Genomic DNA, 26,160 nt, shown 5'->3' on the forward strand with positions numbered 1-26,160 from the left:
GATCAGTCCTCGCCTCGCACGGTCGTGCGCCATCCGCCCTCGTAGCATGGGACGCATTACCGCAGCGTCGTTGCTCGCGCCGCTGATCCTTGCGGGGACGGCGCTGTCCGGCGCCGCCGCAGCGCAGACCCTGTCGGCGGAGACGGCCAGTGCGACCTTGCAGGCCGACAAGCCCGGCCCGCAGATCCACCGCGACGTGTTCGGGCAGTTTGCCGAGCATCTCGGTCATGGCATCTATGGCGGCATCTGGGTTGGCAAGAACTCGCGGATCCCCAATGACGGCGGCTATCGGCGCGACGTGCTCGCGGCGATGAAGGCGATCAACGTGCCGATGGTGCGCTGGCCCGGTGGCTGTTTTGCGGACGAATATCACTGGCGTGACGGGATCGGCGCGACCAAGGCGCGGCCGACCAAGGTCAATACCAACTGGGGCGGCGTCAACGAGGATAACAGTTTCGGCACGCACGAATATTTCGGGTTGATGGACCGGCTGGGCGGCAGCACCTATGTCTCGGCCAATGTCGGCAGCGCACCGCCTGCCGAGACCGCGCAATGGGTCGAATACATGACCGCGCCGCAGGGTAGCACGGTGCTGGCCAAGGAGCGCGAGCGCAACGGCCACGCCGCGCCGTGGAAGATCCAGTATCTCGGCATCGGCAACGAACTATGGGGCTGTGGCGGCAACATGCGTGCGGAATATGCCGCCGATCTGACCAACCGCTATGCCCAGTTCGCCAAGTCCGCCAACGGCCCGATGCTCAAGATCGCGAGCGGCCCGAGCGATTCCAACTATGAATGGACCGAGGCGATGATGCGCATCGCCGGCAAGAATATCGACGGACTCGCGCTGCATTACTACACGCGTCCGCGCGACAAGAACTGGGCCGACAAGGGGCCGGCGCTGGGCTTTGCCGAGCGCGAATGGGCAAGCACCATGGCGCACACGCTGCAGATGGAGGAGTTCATCACCAAGCATTCGGCGATCATGGACAAATATGATCCCGCCAAGCGCGTGATGCTCGCGGTCGACGAATGGGGGACATGGTATGACCCGACGCCGGGCAGCAATCCGGGCTTTCTCGAGCAGCAGAATTCGGTGCGCGATGCGGTCGTCGCGGGGCTCAACATCAACATCTTCGCGCGCCATGCCGACCGGGTGAAGATGGCGGCGATCGCGCAGATGGTGAACGTGCTGCAGGCGATGCTGCTGACCGACGGCGCCAGGATGGTGAAGACGCCGACCTATTGGGTGTTCGACCTGTACAAGCCGTGGCAGGGCGCGACGTCGTTGCCGATCACGCTGACTTCGCCTTGGTACCACAAGGACGAGGTGGCGGTGCCCGCGGTCAGCGCGTCGGCGGTGCGTGACGCGGCGGGGCAGGTGCATGTCGCGCTGGTCAACCTCGACCCCAATCGGGCGATGCCGGTCTCGGTCGCGCTGACGGGGTTGCAGGCGACCCAGGCGAGCGGCCGGATCGTCACCGGTCCGACGATGGACGCGCATAACAGCTTCGATTCGCCGGATGCGGTGACCCCGCAGCCCTTTGCCGATGCCCGGATCGCGGGTGGAACGCTCAGCGTGACCGTCCCGGCAAAGTCGGTGCTGGTGCTCGATCTGCGCTGACCGGCCGGCCGGGCATAACGTGTTCGGCGGCGATGATGGATGGGGGATGCGATGCGGAGTCGTGGTGGAACGTGGCTGCTGGGTGCGGCGCTGGGGCTGGCATCGATCGGGAGTGCGGGCGCGCAGGTGAAGACCCCGGCGCCTGCGGTCGTGGCAGGCGCGAAGGCCGTCACGGTGGATCGCATCACCGTCCATTCACCCGCTATCACCGGCAATCTGGAGGGGAATAGTCCCGACCGCGCGGTCATCGTCATCCTCCCGCCCGGCTACCGGACCAGTCCGGGCAAACGCTATCCCGTGGTCTATGCGCTGCACGGCTATTCGATCGGCGTCGAGCAATGGATCGGCGAGATCCATGTGCCGCAGACCATCGAGGGGGCGTTCGCCAAGGGCGTCCGCGAGATGATCGTTGTGCTGCCCGACAGCAAGACGGTGCATAACGGATCCTTTTATTCGCGATCGGTGACGGTGGGCGATTTCGAGCTCTTCGTCGCGCACGACTTGGTGGCCTATGTCGACGCGCATTACCGGACGATCGCGGATCGGCGCAGTCGCGGCCTCGCGGGGCATTCGATGGGCGGCTATGGCACCGCACGGATCGGGATGAAGCATGCCGATATTTTCGGCGCGCTTTACATGATGAGCCCCTGCTGCCTGTCGACGCGCGCGCTGGACACCCCCGATGCTGCGGTCGAGGCCATGATCCGGGCGCTGAAGTCGCCCAACGACGGCGCGACACTGCCCTGGGGCGTGCGGGCGCAACTCGCGACCGCCGCCGCCTGGTCGCCCAATCCCAAGGCCCCGCCGCTCTATCTCGACCTGCCGGTCAAGGACGGCCAGCCCCAGCCCGACGTGACCGCGCGCTGGGCCGCCAACGCCCCGCTCGCCATGCTCGACCAATATGCCGGTGACCTGCGCCGCTATGCCGCGATCGGGATTGACGTGGGCGACCGCGACGGCCTGAAGGACGACGCGGTCAAGTTTCACGAGGCGCTAGACCGCTACGGTATCGCCAACGGCTTCGTGATCTATCCGGGCGATCATACCAGTGGCGTCGCGGGACGTGTGCAGGACCAGATGATGCCGTTCTTCGCGCGCGCGCTGGCGTTCGGCAAGTGAAGGCGGGATCGGCGATCGCCGCGGCCCTGCTCCTCGCGACCGCGGCCTCGGCGCAGGTCTGGCGGTCGGATCAGGGCGATGGCAGCTACCGCAACCCGGTGCTCTATGCGGACTATCCGGATCCCGACATCATCCGCGTCGGCCGCGACTATTATTTCGCGTCGACGACCTTTGCGAACACGCCGGGGATCACGATCCTGCACAGTCGCGACCTGGTGAACTGGACGATCACGTCGCATCTGGTGCCGCGTCTTGAGGGTCGGCCGCAATATGACCTGGTCGGCGGCAACGCCTATCGCAAGGGGCTCTACGCCTCGAGCCTGCGCTATCACGCGGGCACCTATTATCTGGCCAACACGCCGGTCGGGCAGAATACGCGGATCTGGTATGCCAGGGATGTGCGCGGCCCGTGGCGCTACCACGAGCTCGATCGCCAGGCGTTCGATCCCGGCCTGTTCATCGAGCCCGACGGCCGCGCCTATCTCGCCACCGCGAGCACCGCCGACGGGACGATCACGCTGTTGACGCTCGATCGTGCGCTCGCGCACGTCACGGCATCACGCAAGATCCATTATATCAAGGGGGCGGAAGGGTCGAAGCTGCTGCGGCGTGGCGACTATTATTATCTGTTCAACGCGCTGCCGCCGCGGCTCGCACTCTCCGTATCGCGGTCGCGCAGCCTGTTCGGGCCGTGGGAAACCCGCGACCAGATCGACGACACGACCGGCGGGCATCAGGGCGCGCTGGTCGATCTGCCGGGCGGGCGCTGGTTCGGGTTCGTGATGGAGGATAGCGGCGCGATCGGGCGGATGACCAATATCAGCCCGGTCTTCTGGCGCGACGACTGGCCGGTTTGGGGTACGCCCGCCGCCCCGGGCCGCGTGCCGCGTCAGGCAGCCAAGCCGATCGCGGGCCATCGCTTTGCCGAGCCCGCGACGTCGGACGACTTCGGGCGGCGGCGGCTCGGGCTGCAATGGCAGTGGAACCATAATCCCGACCCGGAGCGCTGGTCGCTTGCCGCACGCCCCGGCTGGCTGCGATTGCGCCCGACCGTGGCGGAACGCTTCTGGTCCGCGCGCAACACGCTGACGCAAAAGGGGCAGGGGCCCGCGAGCCGCGGCGAGGTGAAGCTGGATATCGGCCATCTGGCGCCCGGCGATCGCTGCGGTTTCGGCACGCTGGGACAGATCAGCGCGAACCTGACCGTGACGCGCGACGCGAACCGCCGGGCACGGGTCGCGATGGAAGTGACGACCGACCGGGTCGAGGGGGCGCAGACCGAAACGCGTGCCACCACCGACCTGCCGCAGGGTAATACACTGGGGCTGCGCACCGACATGGACTTCACGACGAGCCGGGGCCGGGTCGCCTATAGCGCGGACGGTGTTCGCTGGACGGGGCTCGGCGGTGACTTCCCGCTTGCCTTCGCATGGCAGACCGGCACGTTCCAGGGCGAGCAGTTCGCGCTGTTCTGCTACGCGCCCGCCCGCAGCACCGGCTGGATCGACATCGACAGCTTCCGCCTCTCGCGACTGGCACCGGCGGGCGGCGCGGCCCGATAGGCGAAGGCGGGTCGCCGCCTATCGCAGCAGCGCCGCGTCCGCCCAGGCGACGGGCTGCGCCGCGGTCGCGGTGCTGCCGCGGGCGACGAGTTCGACGATCCGCACCCCCTTGATGTCCGCGCGCAGCGGCGCGGGCGCCATGCCGAACGCCATCGCCGGGGAGGTCGCGAGCAGGCGCCCGTCGCCCCAGACCTCGAACGTGACCGTGCCTGCCTTGGGGGTGCCGGAATCGTTGACGCCGACCTTCGTCGCGAAGCGCGTGAACCCGGCGTTGCGCACCTCGAGACGCGACTGGCCGAGCACGCCGAGCCCCGTGTCGAAGTCCGTCCCGGCGATCCGCAGCAGCTTGCCATAGGGTGCCCGGTCCGCCTCGGCCCCGCCCCAGCCGCCATATTGCGCATGCTCGCTCGGGCCGTGCGTGCCGATCCAGGGGGTGATCGAATGGTGGATGGTCGGATCGGCCTGGGGCGACGCCACCCCGTCGACCGCTGGATTGACGCGTCCGGTCTGTTCGGAAAGATAGAGCCCTTCGGAAAGGCGCCGGGTGCCCGCGGCGCGGAACACGCGCGTCTCGTGCGGGGCCAGCGACAGGGCCATATCCTTGCGGAAGCTGCTGTCCGCCTTGCTCCACAGGTCGCGCAACCGGACATCGGTATCGGGGCGCAGCTTGAGATGCTCGGCGGTCAGCGTTGCCTTGGCGGGCTGCGCGGTCCGGTTGACGACGGCGACGCCCTTGCTGCCGTCGGCCAGCGTCTTGACAAGGATCTGCACCTCGTCCGAGTCATAGGCGAGCACCGCCTGGTTGCCGGCCGGGTCCTGGTTCAGCGCGACGATGTCGGCATTGCCGAAGATCGCGAGCAGATCGGGCGTCAGCTTGCGCAGGTCATAGCCGATGATCAGCGGCGAGTTCAACATCGCCCAGAGCGTGAAATGCGCGCGCGCCTCGACGAGATGGCTGCGATCGAAATCGCCCGACCCGACGAACAGCATGTCGGCGTCGTTCCACGACCCGGGATGCGCATAGAGCGCACGGTGCGTCACGGTGTCCATATTGGTCAGCATGCGCGGCCAGAGCGGCTGGATGTCGTCGCTGGTGCGCGAGGTGTTGCCGACGTCCTTGCCCCAGGCGCGCACGTCGCCCGCGCCCCAGAGGCACAGCGAGTAGACATAGGGACGTCCCGCCGCCTCGGCGCGGATCGCCGCCCCGACATCTTCGTAGAGGCGGCGGATACCCGCGACGTCGGACCGACCGAGCGACTGCATGTCGACCAGCGGTGACAGCGCGCGATACAGGCCCGATCGCACGCGCGGCGCATCCGCGGGCAGCCCCCGGATACCGCAGGCATCGACCTTGATGAAATCGAAATTCCAGTCGCGGAAATAGGTCTTCATGTCCTGATCGACATGGCCGTAGAGCCCGACTTCGCGTTCGGCGACGCTGCCTTCGGGCTGGTTCTTGAAATCGGGGGTGTAGATCTGGCCGCAGCTGTTGCGGCCGATGTCCGAATAGATCCCGGCCTTCAGCCCCATCGCATGGAGCCGGTCGGTGAGCGGGCGGAAGCTGGTGTCGGCGCCGGTCGCCGCAGACGGGAAATGGCTGGTGCGGATGATCATCCGCCCGTCGGGCTGGCGGCGCTTCAGCCACCAGCCATCGTCGATATTGACGTAGCGATAGCCGAGCGTCGCCAGCTTCGTGTCGACCAGCGCCTGCGCGGAGGCGAGCACCTTCTCCTCGTCGACATCGCTGTTGAACGCGTTCCACGAATTCCAGCCCATCGGCGGGACGGGGGCGTGGCCATCGGCATTCGCGCTCCACCGGCCGGTCGCCGCAAGCGGATCGCGCGGGGCGGCGTGGGCGGGTGAAGCGGCGGCGCCGGCGAATGCGAGCGCGGTGCCGAGCAGCAGGGCCGAGCGGGCGATCATAGTGGCAGTGCCGCGGAGGCGCGCGTGGTGAAGCTTGTCGTCGCGCCCGGAACGCCGGTGCCGGGTTGGCCCGACCCCAGCGTCACGCGGTACGTGCCGGCAGCGACTGATCGCGTGCCGTCGAGCGCGACCGAACTCAGGTCGCGCGGCGACAGGTCGAAGCTGAGCATGCGGGTTTCTCCGGGGGTGAGGTCGACGCGGCGAAATCCGCGTAGCGCGATCCGCGGCGTGCCGGGCCGGTCGGGAAAATCGAGGTAGAGCTGCGCGACTTCGGCGCCCGCGCGCTTGCCGATATTGCGGAGCCGCGCGGTGACGCGGACGCCGGTCTCCGCCCCGCCCGGCGCGGGTTCGACCCGGACCGAGTCATAGGCGAAGCGCGTGTAGCTGAGCCCCGCCCCGAACGGATAGACGGGCGTTCCGGTGAAATAGCGATAGGTGCGTCCGGCCATCGCATAGTCGCCGAACGGCGGCAGATCGGCGACGCTGCGGTAGAAAGTCAGCGGCAGCCGGCCCGACGGATTGGTCCGGCCGGTCAGGATATTGGCCGCGGCGAGCCCGCCCTGTTCGCCCGGGTACCAGGCCTCTAGGATGGCGGCGGCGTGATCCTTGGCCCAGGCGAGGTTGATCGGGCTGCCGTTCATCGCGACCAGCACGATCGGCTTGCCTGCGGCGCGCGCCTGTTCGAGCATCGCGATCTGGTCGGCGGGAAGGTCGAGCGTGGTCTTGTCGCCGCCGGCAAAGCCCGGGACGCTGACGCCGGTTTCCTCGGCTTCGAGATCGGAGGTGAGGCCGACGACCGCGACGACGATGTCGGCCGCCGCGGCGGCGCGTTTCAGCGCGGCGGCGGGATCGTCCGATACGCGTTTCCAGACGAGATCGCCGCCGCCGCCGTCGACCTCGATGCGGTAGCGTCGCCCGGCGGTGAGCGTGAGCGTCTTCATCCCGGGCAGATCGTTCCAGCGCGCCTTGCGACGGTCCGACACGACCACCCCGTCGACCGCCAGCACGCCGCCCGCCCCCGACAGGCCGAGGCGATAGGTGCCGGTTTCGGGGGGAATGAGAAATCCGGTGCGGATCGTCCGGTGCACGTCCGCGACCCCGGCCAGCGCGAGCTGACGGTCGCCGACATCGGGCTCGATCCGGGTCACGACGGGGGTGTCCCGATACCGCACCGCCGCGACGATCGCGTCGCGCGTGCCGGGGGCAAAAGCGGTCGGCAGCGGGGCGACCGGGTTGTAATAGCGTGCGAGCACGCCCGGCTTGCCATCGGGGGTCTGCAGCGCGGTGGTCGGAACGCGGTCGCCGTCGGTCACCGATTCACCGAACGGGACCAGCGTGATTCTGTCAGTGCCCAGCGTCGTGCGCAGACCCTCGACGATCGAGACGGGGGGGCCCGACAAGGGCGATGCGTAGTTGCCGCGCAACACGCGCGTGGCGTCGCCCAGCGGCCCGATCACCGCGACCTTCGTCCCGGCGCGCAGCGGCAGGACGCCGTTATTCTTCAGCAACACCATCGACCGTTCGGCGGCGGTCAGCGCGAGCCGGCGATGCTCGGCGGCACCGACCGCGTCGACCGACACCGCCGCGGGCGCGCCGGCCAGACCGGGCAGATCGCCGGTGCGGTAGCGCGCCGCGAACAGGCGGACGAGGCTGCGATCGATATCGGCCTGGGTGACGAGGTCGCGCTGCAACGCGGTGCGATAGCGGGCGTCGAGCCCCGCCGTGTCGCTGAGCGTATCCCCGCTGCATTCATTGTCGACTCCCGAGCGCAGTGCCGCGGCGACCGCGGCCGCGCCATCGGGGGCATATTTGTGGTTGTCGGCAATGTCCTTCACCGCGTCGCAATCGGACACGACATAGCCCGAAAACCCCCAGGCGCCGCGTAGATGCGTCTTGAGCAGCGGGTCACTGGCACAGGCGGGCTGGCCGTTGATGCGGTTATACGCGCACATGACCGACCCCGCCTGTCCGTCGACGATTGCTGCGCGGAACGCCGGCAGGAACGTATCCTCAAGGTCGTGCGCGGAGACATAGACATTGGCCTGGTGCCGCGTGGCTTCCGGCCCGCTGTGGACGGCGAAATGCTTCGGCGTGGCGATGACCTGCGGGTGCTCGGGATCGGGGCCCTGCAGGCCACGGACGAAGGCGACGCCCATCGCCGCGGTCAGGACGGGATCCTCGCCATAGGTTTCCTGGCCGCGTCCCCAGCGCGGATCGCGGAAGATGTTGATGTTGGGGGACCAGCTGTCGAGCCCGGTGCCGATATGCCCGACCCGCCCGGTTTCGCGCGCCAGCGTGTGAAGCCCGCGGACCTCCGTGCTGATCGCGCCGGCCACCGCCTGGACGAGCGGCGCATCGAAGCTGGCGGCCAGACCGATCGGCTCGGGGAAATTGGTCGTCGCGATCGGCCCCATCGCGCCGTGGAGCGATTCGGTCCACCAGTTATAGGCCGGAATGTCGAGCCGCGGGATGGCGGGCGCTACGTTGAGCAGTTGCGGCAGCTTCTCGTCCGCGCGCAGCTGCGAGACGAGCGCGGTGGCCATGACCGTGGCCTGGTCGGGCGCGGCCGGGCTGGTCTGCGCAGCGATGGGGGCCGCGACGAGCGCCATCGCAAGCGCGAGCGACGGGCCAATCGCCGCGCGCCGGGTGGGCATCATACTCTCGCGCATCATCGTCTCCCCCATGCTCGCCGGACGTCGCCGCCGGCGCGTCACGATAGCGGCGTTTCGAACGGGCCGACGGGCAGCCCTGCATCATCGACCAGATTGATCGCGGGCGCGTCCGACCAGGCATAGCGGACCCGCGTGACGGGCTGGCCGTCGCCGGGCAGCGTCACCTGCGTGCCGACGACCGTGCCGGATGCGTAGCGACAGCTTGCGGCGGCGGCACCGCACAGCTCGAACCCGATCGCCTCGCGTGCGCTCTTTGCGTGCAGCGCGCCGGTCACGCCGGAAAAGTCGAGCGCGACGCCACCACCGGCGGCACGCTGCGCACGGGCGAGGGCCGGGCCCGAGGGTGCGATCCGTTCGCCATAGACCGTCGCCCGCATGACCTGGGCAAGGCGTTGCCCCACCGCATGTTTTTCACCCGGATGGATGTCGAGTGCATCGCCGATGTCGAGCGTGACCGCGACGCCGGCGTGGCGATCCGCGGCGGCGACGCGACGTTGCGCATCGCGCACGGTGGCCCAGCCGCTCTCGCCCGGCGCAAAGGACGGTGCGCCGTAGCCGGCGAGCTGGGCGATGGCGAAGCCGGCCTGCGGGCTGCCGAGACGCGTGCGCCAGTCGGCGATCAGCGCGGTGAGACGCTGATCATAGCCCGGAATGCCGGTGTCGGACTCGCCCTGATACCAGGCGATCCCGGCGACGCGCGTCCGGCCAAGCGGTGCGATCATCGCATTGTAGAGCGTCCCGGCGCCGTTGATGTCGTCCCACGGCACCCGGGGGGCGGAACCCGCGATCCGCCGCGCCTTCGCATAGCGCCAGCCGTCGCCGAGCGGCACGCTGCTGCCGTCCGCAAAGGTGATCCGCATCGTGTCCGCAGGACCGGTCATCCCGCCATAGGCATAGACGTCGTCGTCATTGACGGTGACGACGTTGCGCCCGGCCTTCAGCGTGCCGACGGGCAGCGCATAGACGCGCGACTGGGCGGCGAGGCTGCTGCCGCCGACACCGATTCCGTTGACCCAGGTCCGGTCGGCATCGTCGATCGTCCCCAGCACGAGCGTGGCGGGACCGCGCGCCTGTTCGGCGGTGATCTCGACGCTGCGCTGATACCACAGCATGCCGTTGTAGCTGGCGAGGTCGGCGATGCCCCAGGTCTCGAAATTGGTCATCGCGGGCACCGCCTGCCAGTCGAGCGCGGCGCCGGGTTGCCACGGCTCGCGGCCGACCGCGTCGCCCGATCCGGTCCGCCACCATGTCTCCCACAGCGTCATCGCACGCCGGTTCGCCGCCCCGGGATCGCGGGCATAGAGCGCCAGCAGATCCGCTTGGTCGCCGAGCCCCGCCTGCCGCAGCGCGGGATCGCTCATCCACGCGCTGATCCGCGACCCGCCCCAGCTCGCATGGATCGCACCGATCGGCACGGCCGCGCTCCGCCGGAGCGCCTGCGCCATGTAGAAGCAGGCCGCGGAGAAGGCGGGCTGGCTCTTGGGGCCGGCGACGGTCCAGCGCACCGCATCGTCGAGCCGCGCGGCCGGCGTCGCCGCGGCGCGCTTCGGGATGGTCAGCAGGCGCAGGCCGGCGTCGACGGGTGCATGCGCGTCGGGGATCAGGTCCTGCGCCTCGCTGACCGCCAGTTCCATGTTGCTCTGGCCCGAGCAGAGATAGACATCGCCGATCAGTACATCGTGCAGCACCGCCGCGCCGCTCTGCGCCGCGATCGTCAGATCATAGGGACCGCCGGCGTCGAGCGCGGGCAGCTCCGCAACGAAGCGGCCTGCTCGGTCCGCCTTTGCCGTGACCGAACGCCCCGCGAGCGTAATCATCACCGTCTCCCCCGCCGCGGCGTCGCCGGACAGCGCGATCGGCTGACCCCGCTGGATCACCGCGTGATCGGTCAGCACGCCGTCGAGGCGCGGGGCGGCCAGCGCGGCGGACGCGCTGCTGGCGAGAAGGACGGCGAAGGCGAGACGCACGGGCAGGCGTTGCATGATTCGATGGGTCCTCTGGCAGGTCAGACGGGCTGGAGCCCGGAGCGAACGAAACGGTGGATACGATCGCGGTGGTGAGGCGGGCTGGCCACCAGACGGTGTGTCGGGGCGTCGTTTTCGATGGAGCCGGGCATCACCGCCGTGCGTGCGCGGAGGCTGACGACTATGTCGTTACCAGCCCCGTCTATTGCGGGCAGGGGTAGCGTGTTGCTCTGAATGGCAATGTCTTGCGCGAAGGCGGGCAGCGCGCAGGTAAGCGCGGCAACGCTGATCACGTGCGCGACTGCAGGGCCACGGCGGGCGAGCGTCGGGTTTTGGGCCGCAACGGTGGAAGCAGCAGACGTCGTCGAGCCCATCCTGACCTCCCCTCATGGGTCGCATTGCCTCATCGTGCGTGAGGCATGGGCGACCGAATTGCATGTCTCCGACTTCAGAAGGAGATGTGCAATTTAGCATTTGCGATAGCGCTCACACTAACCCGGATGTCGGGCTTTGCAAGTATTTGTCGGAGTGAATCCAAAACAGCTCTCAAATGCCAGAGCGCCATGCGATGTGGAGCACAATTGACAAGACTATGGGCTGGATGGCCGCCCGGGCGAGGCTGGACCATGAACGGCATGATGCGGCGGCTGAACGCGCTTGGACGCCTGCCGCAGAGTACGGTTCGACGTTGCTATATCTGTTGGCGTATTCTTGAACTGCCCGTCCCTCTAAGGCGTTCGCACAAAATGTAAGCTAACCCATGTAAGCGAAAATGCCCTTTTGCGATCGGGACCGCAACCGCCTTTGCAAACGATCGATCGATGTAGACCGCGAGGTTGAAGCACTGGAGCAGCATGATGAAGGTTGAACGGCATCCGCCTCCGTACCTCAAGCCCGGTGGCCGATGTTCAACGACATGCCCTGCGCCAAAATAGTGAGAGGTCTCTTGGGCACTGGTGTCGGGCGAAGGAAGAGGACAGCGCCGCCCTCTGCGCCTTCGCATCCAACATCGAAGCCATGCGGGTCCAGACTATCGCGGCCAACCTCCGCACCATCTCGTGATTTCATCCTCGCTCGCCCATGGGGGCGGTACTGGCGGTACTCCGATGGACATGGACCAATCGGAACACCGTCGCGCCGATTCAGCTACGAGCGGCCGAGCAGCGGCGCGCTGGTCCTCGTCCATGTCGTTCCAGAGAAGATGGGCGATGACGATGCGGTTCCCAGGAGCGAGCTTCTCCCAAGGCGGCGGGACGGGCATCCACAAGCTCTCATCGACCGATCGATCGGAGACCTGCAAGCGCGCACCGGACGCCACTCGGCACGCGAAGGGCACAATCAACGTAAAGCGCCGCTGTCCTTTCGCCGTGTAGCTGGACACGATCGGTCCGACAGGCGCGAAGACCGGATCCTGCAGTTGTTCCCTGGTCAAGCCGGCCTCCCGGTGGACGCGGTCGAACAAGGAGGCGCGCAGAAGATACTCCGGCGCAGTGCTCTGGCCATCGGACGACCCGCGCGTGCGCGTCATTCCTCCCGGCAGCGCGTGCAGACCTTCGAATTCATAGGCGCTCTGCTTCCCTGGCGCCTTTCGCACCACTGCAAAGACGTCCGCGCGGCGAGCGAAGAGCACGGCTCCCAGCCTCCACGACGTCGATTTCGACAAGGAGAGGAAGCCGTCCGGCTGCACCATGCAGCGTCCGATCATGGCGGACAGAGCTGTATCTCCGCGCATCTCGAAAATGCCTTTCCATGGCCGCCCGGCGGCGCCGTCGAGGACCGGTCCAACGGTATCCCGTCGGCATCCCGGTCCTGACGGTACTGGGCAGCGCTCGTCGTGCGGGTCTCGTCGGGAGAAGAGCTCAAACCGGGCGTCTGCTGCATCGATCGCTAGACGAGCTCCGCAGCCGCGGCTGCCTGCGGTACATGAGGCGCTCGACCGAAGTCGCCTTCCTAGGACGGAGGCTCCGTTCTCGATCACCTGATCAGGGAGTCTTCCGGACACGATTCCTCGTTCGGCTTCATGCGGACGGTTCGTACTATGCGCTCTCCTCGTCTTCGTCGGGTTCCTCCAGCAGGTCCTCCATCTGATCGGCTGCGCTGGAGAGGTGCTTTGAGGCCAGCCTCAGCATGCGAGCGGCGTAGCGGGTCCGCTCATCCACCGGAGAGACGCCCGCCTTCGACTGAGTGGCGAGCAGTCGCACGGCATCACGCGTGTCGTACGAGAGATCCTGTAGGAGGAATGCGAGATTGTCCAATGAGAGCATCGTCGAACTGAGCAGGGGACCCTTGTCCTCGGCCTTAGGTTCGACGCCGGCGGACATGAGGTGGCCGTAGGTCTGCCAGTCGACCAGTGGCACCAGGACATCGCGACCGTCGGACAGCTCACCGAAGGTCAGCACGAGACGGACGCTGGACGCGCGGATCATGGTGAGTCCGCCATGAAGATCCCCGTACAGGGATACGGTCTTATCCTCCTCATCATCCGGTCCCTCCTCGACGGAGCCCGTCCTGGTGGCGGGCTTGTCGGACCCGATCGTCGTGCGGCTGGAAGGTTTGACGATCTTGGCCCGGCCTCGAGCTGGCGTCTTCACTGGACGAGCTCCCTTATCCGTAGGGGCGGCGACCTTCGGGATCCGAACGCGCTGGGCCCTCGCATGATCTTCGGCGGCCTGTAGGTCGGCTCGTGGTCTACGGGCCCGGTGACGTCGCGGTCTCCCGCACCATCGCCGCCGAAGTACTTCACCACGGTCAGGGGCTCGAAGTGTGCCCTTTTCCCTCGATCGAGATCAGGCATCGGTGGATGCGGCATCTCCACCCTTGCACGCTCCCGCTCCTTCGGATCGGGGGCGGTCACCAACGCCAGACCGTGTTGGGTCGCGCGGAACGATGCCACTTTGCCGAGAGGTAGACGCTCGACGAGGCTGTTCGCCGTCATCAGCGTGAGCACCCTCGACAGATTCGCATCCTCCAGACCGACGGCCTTCTTTATCTGCTCGCGCTCCACGTGTTCGCCGACCCGCTCGGTGAGGAAGCGCAGTATCTCGAGTACGTGCGCCCGCTTTCCGAGCTCCGTCGGGATCGATGCGGCCGCGGCGTCGATGGAAAGCCGTACCATGTCGGCGAGCGCACGAAGCCGCTCGGCCGCGGCGGCGGGCTCCAATCGTGAACGCGCACGGGTACGCGGGGTCGCAGCCGGTGCGGCTCCGGCGAGTTTGCCCGCTGCGTCTAACAGCAGTCGGTGCCAGGAGCGAAGGTCGTCGTCGAGGCGCCGTTCCACCATCGCGCGCCACGTCCAGCGGCAGAGCGCCGAGTATGCCTCGCGAAAGCCGACCTGACTATCCAAGGCGGTCCAGACCACGTCTCGAGCGGCGGCGGCATCCACCTGGTCGTATGCCAGTGCCTCCATAGTCTCTTCCATGTCTTTTCCCCTCATCAAGGATGATACACCTGCCACAATTCGATTTACAACACTTTACGCTTTCGGGGTGCTGAACCGATCCGGCTTCTGCTCACACTGAAATGTAGTAAAGCCGCTACTCCCGGCCAAGGCCTTCAGTTCCGTCTCACGCGGTTCCGCAAGACCTCGCAGTAGATACCCGACCGCATCCGTCCCCTTAAGCGGGTAGGTCTGCTGGGCAACGATCGCCCTGGAGCCGAAGCCGACCTTCATGTCGTCGGCGGCGTCTCGGTGCGCGGTCATCGTATTGGGCCTTCCCATCGAAGGGACGAGCACGAGGTCGACGTCGAGCTTGGTCACCGGCGTCGGTATGGAGTTGGCCTTGTCGCAGAAGTCCTTGCAAATCGCGAAGGCGATGAGCTCCTGATCCGTCACGAGTACATGGATGCGTCCGTAGGGTTCGATGGCCTCGGACCGGCCTTCGAAGACGAAGACCCTGCTCTTGCCGAACGGCTCCAGATCGCCGCCGCGACCATCGAGGACGGGCGACATGTTCCGGTAGGTGCCGTCCTCACTCACGTGCCAAGACCCAGCGACCACGATCGGCGCCAGCGCAGTGCGGAGGGGAGAATCGCTCAGCTTCCGGCGCAGTTGATCGACCCTGTCGGGTGGGATCGTCAGTTCGGGCCAGATGAGAACGTCGCAGTCCGCCTCCTTGGCTTGCGCGCAATGACGATCCAGCGCCGGTGCCATGCCTCCGTCGCAATCGACCGAGGTGACGATGAAGCGATCCTCGCCCATCTTGTCGTAGCCCAGCGTGAAGCCCTCGAAGATTCCGCATCCTATCGTGCGTCGGATGTCTGCACCGAGAGGTTCCGACACATCGGGATGCAGATCGACGACGATGTCGACGTCGTCGACGCGTCTCGGAATCACCCGATGCCTGAGCAGACCGCGCCGCTCGAACGCCTGCCGCCTTCGTGGGCCGCCTTCACGCATGACGGGTCGGGGCGTCGGAATCACGTAGTGCTCGCCATCTGAGGTGAGCCAGCATTCCGGAGCATCGTCGGCGATGTGCTCGTCGCCCTCGAGAAGGAGCTCGTCGAGCGCGCGCAGCATGACGCCGCAACGCATGAGAGCCTCCTCCGCCGGCGTGGCGACCGAGCACTTCTCCCTGGCACCCATATGACACATGATGTGGCGGGCGCGACGCTCGAGCTCGGCTTCGTCGAAGTCGTCGAACTTCTGAAGCAGATTGCCCGGGGTGGTTTGCATCAGGACGTAGAGATCCCGGAGGAGCGTCCTGCGAGATGCCCTCTGCTTCCACCCTTTCCAGCTTGTCGCCGCCTCGAAGGCCTCTACCGTCGCCAACCACTCGGATCGTGCTTTCTCGGCGGCCGTCATTCGATCATCGTCTTCCATCCACAGAGTTCGCGCGCCATCTGACGCCGAACCGTATCGGGAGCAAGTCGAAGGAGAGCGTGCGGCATGGATCGTCACCAAGCGACGAGCAGGACCAATCTGGTTGTTGTTCGGGTTGCGGGAAAGCGCGAAAGCTGAAAGTTGGTTGATGCAGTGTTAACCTGGAAGAGCCAGAAGGATCAGCCGTAATGCCGTCGTATCAAGTCGCGCACCTTCGTGAACAGGGGCAGGACATGCTGTTGTTCCCGCTGGACGACCGTTTCGGGCAGATGTCGTCGAATGATCAGAACGATCTGCTTCAGGAACTGGAGATGCGGGCGAACGAAGCTGGACTGGCCGGTGGCGCAGCGGTGTTCTGGCGTCATGGCCGACACGAACATTTCATGGGTCCACAGCCGTGGCACCCGTTTCTGCGAAGCGTGGGGATGGACTTCGTCCAGCGCAACTTGAACCAGGAGATATCCTGGTAAAGCCAAGGGCATGGCAATTGGACCAGCGCATCTTGGAGCAGCGTCGGGGATGCTGGCCGCAATCGGATGCTCCGGCGTACATCCGGCGGTGCACCTGGCGTAGAGTGCTGGCGCGGGCATCGAGTTGCCTTTCGGCGCATGTCACGGAACGAATACCGCCTTCGATGACGCCGGACTCGGTAACTATCGCTATCACGAGGGCTTGGTCGGCCACGAGCAGCTGCAAATATTCAAGGCCTACCGACCAGTTCATCGTGGTTCGTGATACGGGTCGCACGAGCATCACATCTCCATTCAACAGAAACTGCTAGGAATAAGACATGGCGAGCATCTCGCATTCTCTGATGATCAAATACGGCCTGCCCTCAGGCCCGTCTCAAACGCAGTCGGACCAATGGGTTCAACTGGTCGATGCCCTGGTCCGTCAGGGGTTCAGCGCCGAGGACGCCGGCCGAAGAGCGGCCAGTCAGATATTCACCGGCTTTGAAACACGCGTCTACGCCTCGGAAGCAGATACCATCATGTCCCTTCTCGGACGAGCTAAGGATAAGTAGTGGCGGTAGTGAGCCCCGCGACTCTGACGATGGTCAAGGACTTCGCTCCGATCATCACCTTCGTACTCGGGTTCCTGACGTCCCGGCTCTTCATGACCCGCAAGGAGCGGGCTGACGTGTCGCAGAAATGGTTCGAAAACTCGCGCAGCCTCATGGAGCGGCAGGAGGAGACGTTTCAAAAGTACATCGCTGCGATCACATCGTACGTGAATTGTGAGAAGGCGGGCGAGGTCGATCATTTCATATCGATCGCTACGACCGGGGAAACGTACTTCTATCAGCTCCGTATCGCGAGCGACGCCATCATGTCTGGGCATGTGACGCCATCAGCCCGCGACAATACCCTGGTGCCGAAGATCAGGGAAGCTACCGAGAAGACGTTGCCGGAACACTATGACGTCCTCACTAGTATCGCGACGAAGAAGGCGTTCAGGTACGACGGAGCTCTGGAGCGCCGAAACTACGCCAGCTTGTATTCGGTAGTCGAGAAATACGGTCATCTTGCTCATTGAGATAGGTTTGTCAGGCCGAAGATGCGTTACGGAATCCGATGTTCGGGCGTCAGAGCCAAGCGCTACCAGGTGGGGTGATCGGCCCGGGTCTGCCATGGTCGACGCAGCTGTTGATCACCGAAGTACAGGGTGCAAGTTTGATACAGTCAGTGGGGCGCGGCTTCACGGGACGGCAGGGCGTCGAGCGAGCGGCGCGGTCCTCGGCAACCATGATGAGAGTCGGTCGAGGGCTTCCTCGGTGTGGATCAGCGCTGCGGCGGCATCTTCGAGGCGCAGGAACTGGCCATGTGCAGGCGGATTTCGATACCGGGCGGTTGCCGAACCGATCATATCCGCGAGCCCGTTCATGGCGTCGTCTCGTTTGCCGCTCTGGCTGAGCAGCGTCGCGAAATGCGTCCGCATTGCTCCTCGTGCTGTGGATTCAGGGGAGCCGTCGATCGCAGGGGCCGCGAGTTCGGAGAGCAGGTTCGTCAACTCCCCGAGCATCATCCCCTTGCCTTCGGGGTTCGCTAGCTTGCCGAGCACGTTCTTCAAGGCTCCCTTCGTAACGGTTCCCTTGAGGGCGCTGGCATCGATGCCTGCCGCGAGCGGTCGTACGAGACGGGCATTGAATTCGACTTCGATGGCCCGGAACAGGCCGAGGGATATCAGCCCGCAGTCGCGCCAGACATCGTTCGCTTCCCGCGCTTCGTCCAGGCTGGCGGCCGCCGCGAGGAACGATAGTCGTCCCATGACAGTAAGCCGGTTTGCGATCGCCAGGCGATTGGCCGCGAGACTGCTCGGCGCTATCCGATCGGGTCCGAGCAGCTTCTCGAACCTGCGAGCTGACCTGTCCCCGATCAGCACGGCTGCCGTATGGACGGTAGCGACGCTGTCGACGTCACGATGCCAAGGGAGCCCTGGGCCATGGGGAAAGCGCTTGGCGAGTGAGATGACTTCCCGCGATTCGTTCGCCGCCGACAGGAGTTCCAGTGCCGTTCGGAACGCTCGAAGGTCGCCGCCTGCGATCAACGGGTAGAGACGGGCGGCGACATCGGGTGCTCGTCCGCGTCCACCGAGCTGATGCTCGACCATCCAAGCCGCCTTTCCGTGGTGGAACACGGGATCTGACGAGATCTGGTCCTGAGAGGGCATCTCGCCGGTCGCCTCGGCCGCATCGATCATTTCACGATCGCGTGCAATCTGCCGCCCCATCATCTGAGCATGCCGCATCGCCCATTCGCCGTAGGCCGGATCAGAACCGGTCATGAAGTTCACCTTCGGGAACCGCGACGTGAAGAATGAAAGTTCGCCGTCGTGAAGCGTCGGATGAAGCAGTTCGAGAAGGTGGAGCCAACCGCAGGTGGTCAGTCCGTCACCGATCTCCGCAAGAAGCGGTTCGAGTGTCGCCGCATCTCCATTCAAAGCCGCGGCCTTGGCGGCTAGCCACGCAGCCCTCGGTCGATCGATCGCGTCGTGGGGAACCTGTGCGGCACTACTGATCGTCCGGTCGAGTTTGCCTGCGGCGTAGGCCGCGAACGCACGGAGAAAGGCCCTCTCACCAGGATCATGGTCTGCTTCATCCAGGCTGCCGAGAAGAAACTGGGCGTCCTCATAAGCACCACGCTCTATGGCCGAAAGCAGGCGTACGCGCAGCGCGGCGGCGCTGACGTTCTCGGCGTCTAGCGTCGGATCGTCCGGCAGCGTGTCGTGCAGTAGCGCGTCGACGACCTGTTGACCGCGACCGCCATCGAGAAACAGACTGCGGAGTAGCTTGTAGCGTCGGAAGTCCATGGGGCTCGTCCGCCCCGACTTCATCCTTTCGTGATATCTGGTCAGCAGCATCATCGCTGCACTGCTGAAGGCCGCGCGCTTCGCATGCGGCGTTCGCATTATGGCCTCGCGCTCGCTTTTCAGCCTGCCGCCCATGAAGGCCTGAAAGGAGGCATAGTCAGGGATTTCGCGAGCCTTGGCGGCACGAGTGAGCGCGACCTCTATGCGACCGATCGATGAACTGAGGCTGGTTGAGTTCGTCATGCTATCCCTTCGTGGGGCGCGGTGTCGGTTCGACGCGCGTCGTCTCGGGCCCACGCCTCAATACCGTCATGGTAGCCGTTCGCAGTATCGGGAGTTTCTTAGAAACCATCTAGCGAACGTGCCCCTCAAGTTCGAAATGGGCCGTGATCCCGATCAAGCGCGCAGATGAAGCAAGGACGCGCAGTCTCATGCACAGGCAAGCGAAGCGAGCGGCGACGGCGGGACAGTTTCGGGGGTTGGCTGCAGATTTGGGTTCTGGGAACCCTCGGCCTGGCTCGCTGTCCGTTAGGCGGGGCCAGGAACCGCTCGGACGGTCGCCGTCCGGTCAACCGAGCTCAAAGAGAACAACGGGACGGCCCTCATGATCGCGTTGGATGAGCTGCCATTTGGTGAACAGTCCTGTGGTTCCGTCAGAGGCATTGACGCTGGTGCCGACGTCAAAGGCCACACGGCTCCCCAGCCGACCGGATGGCACCGCCGATACATAAACCTTGCCGCCCGTGATGCTGATCGCGCCCCTTGCGAAGCGCGGGGCGTCGACGAACGTCCCGGCCTCCAGATCGACCAACACTTCGACCGGTCCGAGGCTCACGCCCGTCCAAGCGATGTCGTCGTCGCTCAGAACGAACGCTTCGAATATCCATTTGGGATCGCTCGCCTTCAGGATGATCGCGAACTTCACCCCGTCGCGTTCGACGACCCAGAACTCCGTCGCATTGGTCTCTACCTCCAAGGACCGGAAATATCCCAGAGGAGCGCTGGGGCCGAGCCGTGCCGGCACCAGCTTCGCTGCGTCATGTAGGTTTGGCATGCAACGAAGGCTATGGAGCATCGCCGCAAGAGTCTAGCCGGGACCTCCAGATGCGGATCGAATGGCTGGAGCCGAGCCAACGGCAATGGCGGCAATGAGGCTGGCCGCGCGGCCGAACAACGGCGTGATGGCCCTCGAACTGAGCCATGGGATCATAGGTCGCCATGATCTTGTCCTTCGAAACGTGTTCTGAGGCCCGATCGATCAGGGCGCGGCTTCCCGAAACCGTTCGGTCAGGATCGTGGAGAACGTCGTTCGCCGACTGGAGAAGCACGTGCCGTGCGGCGAGCCGCGTTCGGGTACAGACGGCCGATGCCCTACCTGCTCCCTTGAAGTCGTGCATACGGCCGCCGCGTCGAGAGTTCGGCTGTCAGGGGCGTGCCGAGTGGGCCGCGGAATTGCCTGCTCCCGGTACGTCGGCGTTGAGGCGCAGGATCTCGGCTCGAAGCCTGAAGTCCGACCGACCGGAATCCGGAGCACGACCGCCGTCTGGTACACAACCGAGTGTGCACCTAATGGTAGGAACTGGAAAAGCGGTTCACGGGACGGACGATGAGCGACGATGCGACTGTGGTTTTCTGGGGGGCGGGCGCAACCGCGAGCCTGAGGATGCGCATGACCGGGCAACAGGGGAAGTTCATCGTCGACCTCACCGGCGCGGGGGCGCCGGGACGAAGATCCCTGCGTTCCAGGGTCAAGCGAGCCGTCGGTCCGGGCGTCGACGGCCGCTACCGCCGACTTCTGCGGGACCTGCTGACGATCCTGGGAGATGACGCGAAATCGGCCGATGGCATTCATGTCGTCAGCGACGAGCAGATCGCCGCGATGAGGAGGAGCTGTGCGAAGGGCGCATCGGTGGAGCATCTGAGCGAGCGCATCGTCGCACTCCGCCTCACCTATGACTGGCCCGCCTTGCAGGCGGTCATGCGCATCTGTCCGGGGATCCGGTCAGACGACTTCAAGATCAACGACCTCTTCAACATCCTCGACATGCATGCGCCCTCTGGCCACGGCTTTCGGGATCAGAACGGTGATTTCCTCGACGGCCGCCGGCTCGTGGGCGCAAAAGCGGCGTTGAAGATGCTTCTGCATACGGTGTTGTACGTCGACTACCAGACGTGCATCGCCGATCCGAACGCTCTCGAGCCGTACCGCCTGTTCGCCGACTGGCTGGGACGACGGATGCAGCAAGACGGCTCGGCATTCTCCAAGGATTTCGACCGCACCGAGTTCATCCGTTCCGACATCAGCTTCGTGAGCCTGAACTACGACCCTATCGCCCTATGGGCCCAGTTCGTCGCCAACAGGGACCTCAACCGTGGATCGCGCGCGACCATGGCCGGCCGGGGCCCGCTGCAACTGTATCACGACATGGGGCACTTCATTCCGTCTCGCCGGATCGAGCCGAACAAACGACCGGCATTGTGGTATCCGATGAACGAAGCCTCCGCTCAGCGGCTCAACGAGACCGGGCCAGCAGGCGGGTCGAGGATCCGGCTGACGAAGTTCCTGTTCCCCCACGGCTGTCTTTGCTGGAGGGAATGCCCCGACTGCGGCAAACTGTCCGCCTATCACGGCGACGAATGGGATCTGTGGTCGGAAAGCCTGATTCCGGCGCCGCCGCTCAAGGGGTTCGATCGGCGAAAGGAGTATCCCAATCTCGGGAAGCTGCACCCCGTCGACAAGAAGCATCGGAAGACCGAGAGGCGGTTGTGGAAGGATGGCGTCGTCGACGCCCGCGCCTGCCTGCATTGCGGGACGATCACGACGACGCAGCACTCCCAGACGGTCATGCAGAGCTCGTTCAAGCAGACGCCCCCGTCGTTCATCGACGAGATACAGCGCGATCTGCGGGCGCTGGTGATGGGGGCCAACCACATAGTGCTGATGGGATACTCGCTCCCGCCCGACGACGTCAGCTACCGATCGTTCTTCGCCGCCCGGCAGCAGCGCGCCGACGGGACGAAGCCCGTGAAGTGCACCATCGTCGACCACAAGCCGGGGCGGGAGGGACCTCTCGGTCCCAGCGATCTGATCCCTGATGACTTCAAGCCCGGCAGCGCCGTGAGAAGCGCGCAGGAGATCTTCGGACGCGAGAACGTCCGCTTCTTCGGCGCCGGCGTGCCGGCCGTGTTCTGCGACGCTGCCGGACACGTGTCGGACGCTCAGCTCGAAACGCTCTTCAACTGGAGCGACCCATCGAAGTAGCGGTGGCCGGCCTGGTCGATGCGTGGACGTGGGTGCGCCAGGGACACGACGTCCGGCTGGCGTTCGAATTCATTCCGTTGCTCTCCTCACGCGGAGGCCGAACGTGCTTTCGTAGCCATGCTCATCCGATCCGGACGTTTCTCGCGTTGCAATGGGCGCACGGCCGGGCATTTTGTGGAGCGACCGGATCGTAGCGAACGGTCGCCCCAACGCCCATCGGGACGTTGCAGGCGCGCTCCACCGGTACGGGACGAAGTAGTTGAACGACATGCCTGGGGTAACGAGGGTCATGGTCCCGGACGGGTCGGACTGGGACGGGGTCCTGAGGTTCTCGGCGGGATTGACGAGGCTGCCGGTCACGGGATCGTTCGTGTTCGACTTCGCGAACGTCCGGTTCACGGGCCCGGGGTGGATGATCGTCGTCGGGAACGCCCTCAACGGATTCCGCGACATGCGGCCCGGGCTCAAGCGTCGGGTGGAGAACCACAAGGGGGTCGCCATGCGATACGCTGCGGCTGCCGGGTTCTTCCGGTACTTCGGCGTGGACTGGGGCCATGAGCCCGGCGCGCTGGACTCGACCGACGCATTCGTACCGCTCACGACGCAGCCGGTCGACGACCTGAGGATGCGGGCGGCGGAGGGGATGATGCATCACGGCGACGTGATCCAGGCGGACGCGGAGCGGCTGGTCACCGTCCTGACGCGTCTCGACGACGGGGACGTGTTCGAAACGCTCGCCTATTCCATCCGCGAGATCGTCCGCAACGTGGTCGAGCACAGCGAAGCCGACAGCTACGCCTTCGCCGCCCAGTGGTGGCCTACGATCGGGCGCGCCGAACTCGTCGTGAGCGATGCCGGCATGGGTCTGGCACGTTCGCTGCGACGCAATCCCGGGATCGAGGTCGAGGACGACGAGGCGGCGCTGCTGATGGCGACGCGGCCGGGCGTGACCTCACGCGGCCGCTCGGGTCGCGCCGGCGACGTGTGGCGGAACACCGGATACGGTCTCTACATGACGAAGGGCATCTGCGACGCTGCGGGTTCGTTCACCCTCATCAGCGGCGGTTCCGCGATGGTGGGGGATCGTCAGGGCGACCGGATGGTAGACTGCAGCGCCGTCGGAACGACCGTCGTCATGACCCTCGACACCGGTGCCCTGGGGGATCTCTCGGACAGGCTGGCCGAGCTCCGCGATCGGGCGGGGAAGCCCTCCGGTGCTCCGTCGGTAGCATCACTCTCGAAACGCGTCACACCCGGGAAGAAGGTATCGAATGGCTGATCGGATCACGGTCCTGGAGAAGTTCCAGGGTCTCGTCGAGGACGGGGGGCTCGACGTCGTCGAGCGCATCGACGTGGCTCCGCGTCAGGAACGCCGACTGCCTCTGGCGGCGCACTACCTCGAAGGCCGTCTGGGTGCCTGGGTCGCGCGGAAGCTTCCCGACGGCAGCGCATGGCGGCACCAGAGCATCGCGCTCGAACGCATCGATGCGGGAAGCAACGTCGTGGTCGCGACCGGCACGGCGTCCGGCAAGTCGCTCATCTTCCAGTTCGCGGTGATGCGGGAGATGCTCGAAGGGACCGGCTGCGCGATCGTGGTCTATCCGCTCAAGGCGCTGCTGGCCGATCAGCTGCAGCGATGGAAGGTCCTCGCCGGCGAACTCGGCCTGCCCGAGGGGACCGTTCAGGAACTGCACGGCGACGTGCCGATGGAACGAAGGTCGGAAGCGCTGCGCACGGCGCGCGTCCTGGTGGCGACGCCCGACCTCCTGCAGGCCTGGTTCATGCGGCAGGTCGGATCACCAGCGACGAGGGAGTTCCTCACGCGACTGCGGTTCCTGGTGATCGACGAGGCGCACGTCTACGAGTCGGTGTTCGGCAGCAACGTGGCCTACCTGTTCCGTCGTCTGCTGGTGGCCCGTCAACGGGTCTGCCGGGCGACGGGGAGCGACACGAGACTGCAGCTCATCGCGGCGACCGCGACGATCTTCGGACCACGCGATCACATGCAATGCCTGACGGGATGCGATTTCGACGAGATCGGCGACGTGGACGACGGCTCGCCGAGCCACGGCAGGACGCTGCTGCACGTCGCAGGCCCGGAAGGCGCTTCGGCGGAGGGCTCCCTGGTCGACGTCATCGGCCGCATCCACGCGGAAGCCGGAACCGGCAGCTTCATCGCCTTCCACGACAGTCGGCAGGGCGTGGAGCGGGTGTGCTCGGCGGTCGCCGACGACGCGGTGCTGCCGTATCGGAGCGGCTACGAGACCGCGGATCGCACGCGCATCGAGAGGGAGCTGCGGGCGGGAAGCCTGCGCGGCGTGGTCTCCACCTCCGCGCTGGAGCTCGGCATCGACGTCGCAGGGTTCACGGTCGGCATGAACCTCGGCGTTCCCCAGTCGAAGAAGGCCTTCCGTCAGCGGCTCGGCCGCGTCGGCAGGGCTTCGCCGGGCGTGTTCGCCGTGATGGCGCCGCCTCAGGCGTTCACGAGGTTCGGTTCGAGCTTCGCTGAGTACTACGCTGGCTCGGTGGAGCCGTCGTATCTCTATCTCGACAATCGGTTCATCCAGTTCGCTCACGCGCGCTGCCTGATGGACGAATCGGAGCAGCTGGGATCCAACGGAGGATCTGTCCCCGCAGGCGTCGATTGGCCCGCATCCTTCGCTCTGGTCTACGAGCATTCGAAGCCGGGGGCGCGCCGTCCTCGGGAGTTCGACTACATCGCCCAGCTGGGAGCGGATTCGCCGCATCTCAACTATCCGCTCCGCCAGGTCGGCGAGGCGAACTACAAGCTGAAGATCGGTGCTCGGGACGACGTGGAGCAGATCGGCGGCATCGCTCTCAATCAGGCGATCCGCGAGGCCTACCCCGGAGCTCTGTATCTGCATCTCAAGCGTCCCATGAAGGTGCGCGAATGGCGATCGAGCGCCTTCGATCGGTCCATCCGTCTGGAGGACGCCGTCAAGGCGGCGCCGACGCGACCGATACTGCACACCACGGTGAACGTGGGGGCGGGCATCGACGACGTGGTGAACAGCCGCATCATGAGCGGGGCGGGCGGGTTGCTGGCGGAGGTGGCGCTGCAGGTCAACGAGTCCGTGCTGGGGTTCAAGGCGGGAGGCGCCGCACGGATGTATCGGGACATGCGGACGTCCGATCCCCGGATGACGAAGAAGCAGCGGGAGTTCGGAACCACAGGCGTCGTGATCCGCATCAACGAGCCGTGGTTCAGCGGAGGCTCCGGTTCCTCGCCGATCGTGCGCGCCGCCGTGGGCGAAGCGCTCAAGCAGCTCCTGATCCGCGAGAAGAGCGTCGCTCCCAACGACATCGACTACGCCTCGACGAACATCGCCTTCTACGAGAAGGGCGTCCCACGCCGAGTGACCGATACAGTGGTCCTCTACGACAGCATCTATGGTGGCCTCAGACTGACCGAACCGCTCTTCACGGACTTCGACGAGTTCCTCGAGCGGCTGGAGCGCGCAGCGGATCGGGCGGGTGCCGGCGCCTTCGTCGGCGAGGACGTGGTGTCCGGACTCTCGGCCTGGTACCGCTCCCTCGCCGAAGGCCTGGCCGACCAGGACGGCGGCCTCGTGGCTCCCGACGGCGATCTGGTCGTGTATGCCTCCGACAGCATCGTGAGCGTCCGGGTGAACGGCGTGTACGTCGAGCGGGCCATACTCGAGCCCAAGCTGTTCGAGATCGGGAGCACGACGATGCTGATGTACCGATACGATACCGGAGGCGAGGGCGAAGGCTGGGTGCCGCACGATCAGATCGAACCCACGGGCCAGGACTGGCGACGCGTGTTCTGGAACCCGAAGACCGGCGTCGTGACCGATCCTGAAGAGGACGGCGTGTTTTGAGCGCCGCATCGGCGCAGCGCGCGTTCGCTCCGGAGGAAGCCGG

Annotated in this window: 19 protein-coding genes; 9 read left to right on the plus strand and 10 right to left on the minus strand. The window is 65.9% G+C overall.

Going from position 1 to position 26,160, the window contains the following annotated elements; translation table 11 throughout:
• Positions 1 to 46: 46 nt before the first annotated feature.
• From IFS44_RS12985 to IFS44_RS12995, 3 genes are read left to right on the plus strand one after another with little or no spacing between them, the layout of a single operon-like run.
• On the plus strand, positions 47 to 1,624 hold the full coding sequence (locus IFS44_RS12985) for an alpha-N-arabinofuranosidase (protein WP_192098731.1): 1,578 nt from the start codon (positions 47 to 49) through the stop codon (positions 1,622 to 1,624).
• Positions 1,625 to 1,675: 51 nt separating this feature from the next.
• Complete coding sequence (locus IFS44_RS12990; RefSeq protein ID WP_192098732.1) at positions 1,676 to 2,743, plus strand: alpha/beta hydrolase; 1,068 nt, start codon at positions 1,676 to 1,678, stop codon at positions 2,741 to 2,743.
• Positions 2,740 to 4,305 carry a family 43 glycosylhydrolase gene (locus tag IFS44_RS12995; RefSeq protein ID WP_192098733.1) on the plus strand — a complete coding sequence of 522 codons (1,566 nt, stop codon included), beginning with the start codon at positions 2,740 to 2,742 and terminating at the stop codon, positions 4,303 to 4,305. The genes IFS44_RS12990 and IFS44_RS12995 overlap by 4 nt, the downstream gene beginning before the upstream one ends.
• A gap of 18 nt (positions 4,306 to 4,323) precedes the next feature.
• On the opposite strand, the gene IFS44_RS13000 is transcribed toward IFS44_RS12995, so the two are convergent.
• From IFS44_RS13000 to IFS44_RS13035, 8 genes are all read right to left on the minus strand, one after another.
• Entirely contained in the window at positions 4,324 to 6,228 is a 1,905-nt protein-coding gene (locus tag IFS44_RS13000) for an NPCBM/NEW2 domain-containing protein (RefSeq protein WP_192098734.1), read from the minus strand.
• Positions 6,225 to 8,897, minus strand: coding sequence for a glycoside hydrolase family 3 C-terminal domain-containing protein (locus tag IFS44_RS13005; RefSeq protein WP_244650289.1), 2,673 nt, complete (start codon positions 8,895 to 8,897; stop codon positions 6,225 to 6,227). Before IFS44_RS13005 ends, IFS44_RS13000 begins: the two co-directional genes overlap by 4 nt.
• A gap of 41 nt (positions 8,898 to 8,938) precedes the next feature.
• Entirely contained in the window at positions 8,939 to 10,882 is a 1,944-nt protein-coding gene (locus IFS44_RS13010; RefSeq protein ID WP_192098735.1) for a sialate O-acetylesterase, read from the minus strand.
• A gap of 23 nt (positions 10,883 to 10,905) precedes the next feature.
• The gene (locus IFS44_RS13015; RefSeq protein ID WP_107931635.1) at positions 10,906 to 11,238 is read right to left on the minus strand and encodes a hypothetical protein; all 333 of its coding nucleotides are present in this window, start codon (positions 11,236 to 11,238) and stop codon (positions 10,906 to 10,908) included.
• Between the two features lie 656 nt (positions 11,239 to 11,894).
• Positions 11,895 to 12,554 carry a hypothetical protein gene (locus tag IFS44_RS13020; protein WP_192098736.1) on the minus strand — a complete coding sequence of 220 codons (660 nt, stop codon included), beginning with the start codon at positions 12,552 to 12,554 and terminating at the stop codon, positions 11,895 to 11,897.
• A 346-nt stretch (positions 12,555 to 12,900) separates the two neighbouring features.
• Entirely contained in the window at positions 12,901 to 13,455 is a 555-nt protein-coding gene (locus tag IFS44_RS13025; protein WP_192098737.1) for a hypothetical protein, read from the minus strand.
• Positions 13,452 to 14,282, minus strand: coding sequence for a hypothetical protein (locus tag IFS44_RS13030; RefSeq protein ID WP_192098738.1), 831 nt, complete (start codon positions 14,280 to 14,282; stop codon positions 13,452 to 13,454). Before IFS44_RS13030 ends, IFS44_RS13025 begins: the two co-directional genes overlap by 4 nt.
• A 54-nt stretch (positions 14,283 to 14,336) precedes the next feature.
• Positions 14,337 to 15,683 carry a hypothetical protein gene (locus IFS44_RS13035; protein ID WP_206757838.1) on the minus strand — a complete coding sequence of 449 codons (1,347 nt, stop codon included), beginning with the start codon at positions 15,681 to 15,683 and terminating at the stop codon, positions 14,337 to 14,339.
• A gap of 188 nt (positions 15,684 to 15,871) precedes the next feature.
• On the opposite strand from IFS44_RS13035, the gene IFS44_RS13040 reads away from it, so the two are divergent.
• From IFS44_RS13040 to IFS44_RS13050, 3 genes are all read left to right on the plus strand, one after another.
• Positions 15,872 to 16,153 carry a hypothetical protein gene (locus IFS44_RS13040; protein WP_192098740.1) on the plus strand — a complete coding sequence of 94 codons (282 nt, stop codon included), beginning with the start codon at positions 15,872 to 15,874 and terminating at the stop codon, positions 16,151 to 16,153.
• 320 nt (positions 16,154 to 16,473) lie between these two features.
• Positions 16,474 to 16,707: a hypothetical protein gene (locus IFS44_RS13045; RefSeq protein WP_192098741.1), complete on the plus strand. Its 234-nt coding sequence runs from the start codon at positions 16,474 to 16,476 to the stop codon at positions 16,705 to 16,707.
• A 29-nt stretch (positions 16,708 to 16,736) separates the two neighbouring features.
• A complete protein-coding gene (locus IFS44_RS13050; RefSeq protein ID WP_206757839.1) occupies positions 16,737 to 17,219 on the plus strand; it encodes a hypothetical protein in 483 nt (160 codons plus the stop codon).
• A 162-nt stretch (positions 17,220 to 17,381) separates the two neighbouring features.
• Here the strand turns inward: IFS44_RS13050 and IFS44_RS13055 are convergent, their stop codons facing one another.
• Entirely contained in the window at positions 17,382 to 19,235 is a 1,854-nt protein-coding gene (locus IFS44_RS13055) for a hypothetical protein (RefSeq protein ID WP_192098743.1), read from the minus strand.
• 325 nt (positions 19,236 to 19,560) lie between these two features.
• The gene (locus IFS44_RS13060; protein WP_206757840.1) at positions 19,561 to 20,046 is read right to left on the minus strand and encodes a hypothetical protein; all 486 of its coding nucleotides are present in this window, start codon (positions 20,044 to 20,046) and stop codon (positions 19,561 to 19,563) included.
• A 552-nt stretch (positions 20,047 to 20,598) separates the two neighbouring features.
• Between IFS44_RS13060 and IFS44_RS13065 the strand changes: the two genes are divergently transcribed.
• The 3 genes from IFS44_RS13065 (at position 20,599) to IFS44_RS13075 (ending at position 26,117) form a co-directional block, all read left to right on the plus strand.
• Positions 20,599 to 22,254 (plus strand): hypothetical protein, encoded by a 1,656-nt coding sequence (locus tag IFS44_RS13065; protein WP_192098745.1) that lies wholly within the window; start codon positions 20,599 to 20,601, stop codon positions 22,252 to 22,254.
• A gap of 370 nt (positions 22,255 to 22,624) precedes the next feature.
• Positions 22,625 to 23,533: an ATP-binding protein gene (locus tag IFS44_RS13070; RefSeq protein ID WP_206757841.1), complete on the plus strand. Its 909-nt coding sequence runs from the start codon at positions 22,625 to 22,627 to the stop codon at positions 23,531 to 23,533.
• On the plus strand, positions 23,526 to 26,117 hold the full coding sequence (locus IFS44_RS13075) for a DEAD/DEAH box helicase (protein ID WP_192098747.1): 2,592 nt from the start codon (positions 23,526 to 23,528) through the stop codon (positions 26,115 to 26,117). The genes IFS44_RS13070 and IFS44_RS13075 overlap by 8 nt, the downstream gene beginning before the upstream one ends.
• The last annotated feature ends 43 nt before the right edge of the window (positions 26,118 to 26,160 follow it).

This window comes from Sphingomonas sp. CFBP 13706, from assembly GCF_014842355.1.
GTDB classification, from domain to species: domain Bacteria; phylum Pseudomonadota; class Alphaproteobacteria; order Sphingomonadales; family Sphingomonadaceae; genus Sphingomonas; species Sphingomonas aerolata.

Coding starts and splice junctions, on each gene's coding strand:
- IFS44_RS12985 (WP_192098731.1), top strand. CDS start 47: ATGGGACGCATTACCGCAGCGTCGTTGCTCGCGCCGCTGATCCTTGCG.
- IFS44_RS12990 (WP_192098732.1), top strand. CDS start 1,676: ATGCGGAGTCGTGGTGGAACGTGGCTGCTGGGTGCGGCGCTGGGGCTG.
- IFS44_RS13000 (WP_192098734.1), bottom strand. CDS start 6,228: ATGATCGCCCGCTCGGCCCTGCTGCTCGGCACCGCGCTCGCATTCGCC.
- IFS44_RS13005 (WP_244650289.1), bottom strand. CDS start 8,897: ATGCGCGAGAGTATGATGCCCACCCGGCGCGCGGCGATTGGCCCGTCG.
- IFS44_RS13010 (WP_192098735.1), bottom strand. CDS start 10,882: ATGCAACGCCTGCCCGTGCGTCTCGCCTTCGCCGTCCTTCTCGCCAGC.
- IFS44_RS13015 (WP_107931635.1), bottom strand. CDS start 11,238: ATGGGCTCGACGACGTCTGCTGCTTCCACCGTTGCGGCCCAAAACCCG.
- IFS44_RS13020 (WP_192098736.1), bottom strand. CDS start 12,554: ATGGTGCAGCCGGACGGCTTCCTCTCCTTGTCGAAATCGACGTCGTGG.
- IFS44_RS13030 (WP_192098738.1), bottom strand. CDS start 14,282: ATGGAAGAGACTATGGAGGCACTGGCATACGACCAGGTGGATGCCGCC.
- IFS44_RS13035 (WP_206757838.1), bottom strand. CDS start 15,683: ATGGAAGACGATGATCGAATGACGGCCGCCGAGAAAGCACGATCCGAG.
- IFS44_RS13040 (WP_192098740.1), top strand. CDS start 15,872: ATGCCGTCGTATCAAGTCGCGCACCTTCGTGAACAGGGGCAGGACATG.
- IFS44_RS13045 (WP_192098741.1), top strand. CDS start 16,474: ATGGCGAGCATCTCGCATTCTCTGATGATCAAATACGGCCTGCCCTCA.
- IFS44_RS13050 (WP_206757839.1), top strand. CDS start 16,737: ATGGTCAAGGACTTCGCTCCGATCATCACCTTCGTACTCGGGTTCCTG.
- IFS44_RS13055 (WP_192098743.1), bottom strand. CDS start 19,235: ATGACGAACTCAACCAGCCTCAGTTCATCGATCGGTCGCATAGAGGTC.
- IFS44_RS13060 (WP_206757840.1), bottom strand. CDS start 20,046: ATGCCAAACCTACATGACGCAGCGAAGCTGGTGCCGGCACGGCTCGGC.
- IFS44_RS13065 (WP_192098745.1), top strand. CDS start 20,599: ATGAGCGACGATGCGACTGTGGTTTTCTGGGGGGCGGGCGCAACCGCG.
- IFS44_RS13075 (WP_192098747.1), top strand. CDS start 23,526: ATGGCTGATCGGATCACGGTCCTGGAGAAGTTCCAGGGTCTCGTCGAG.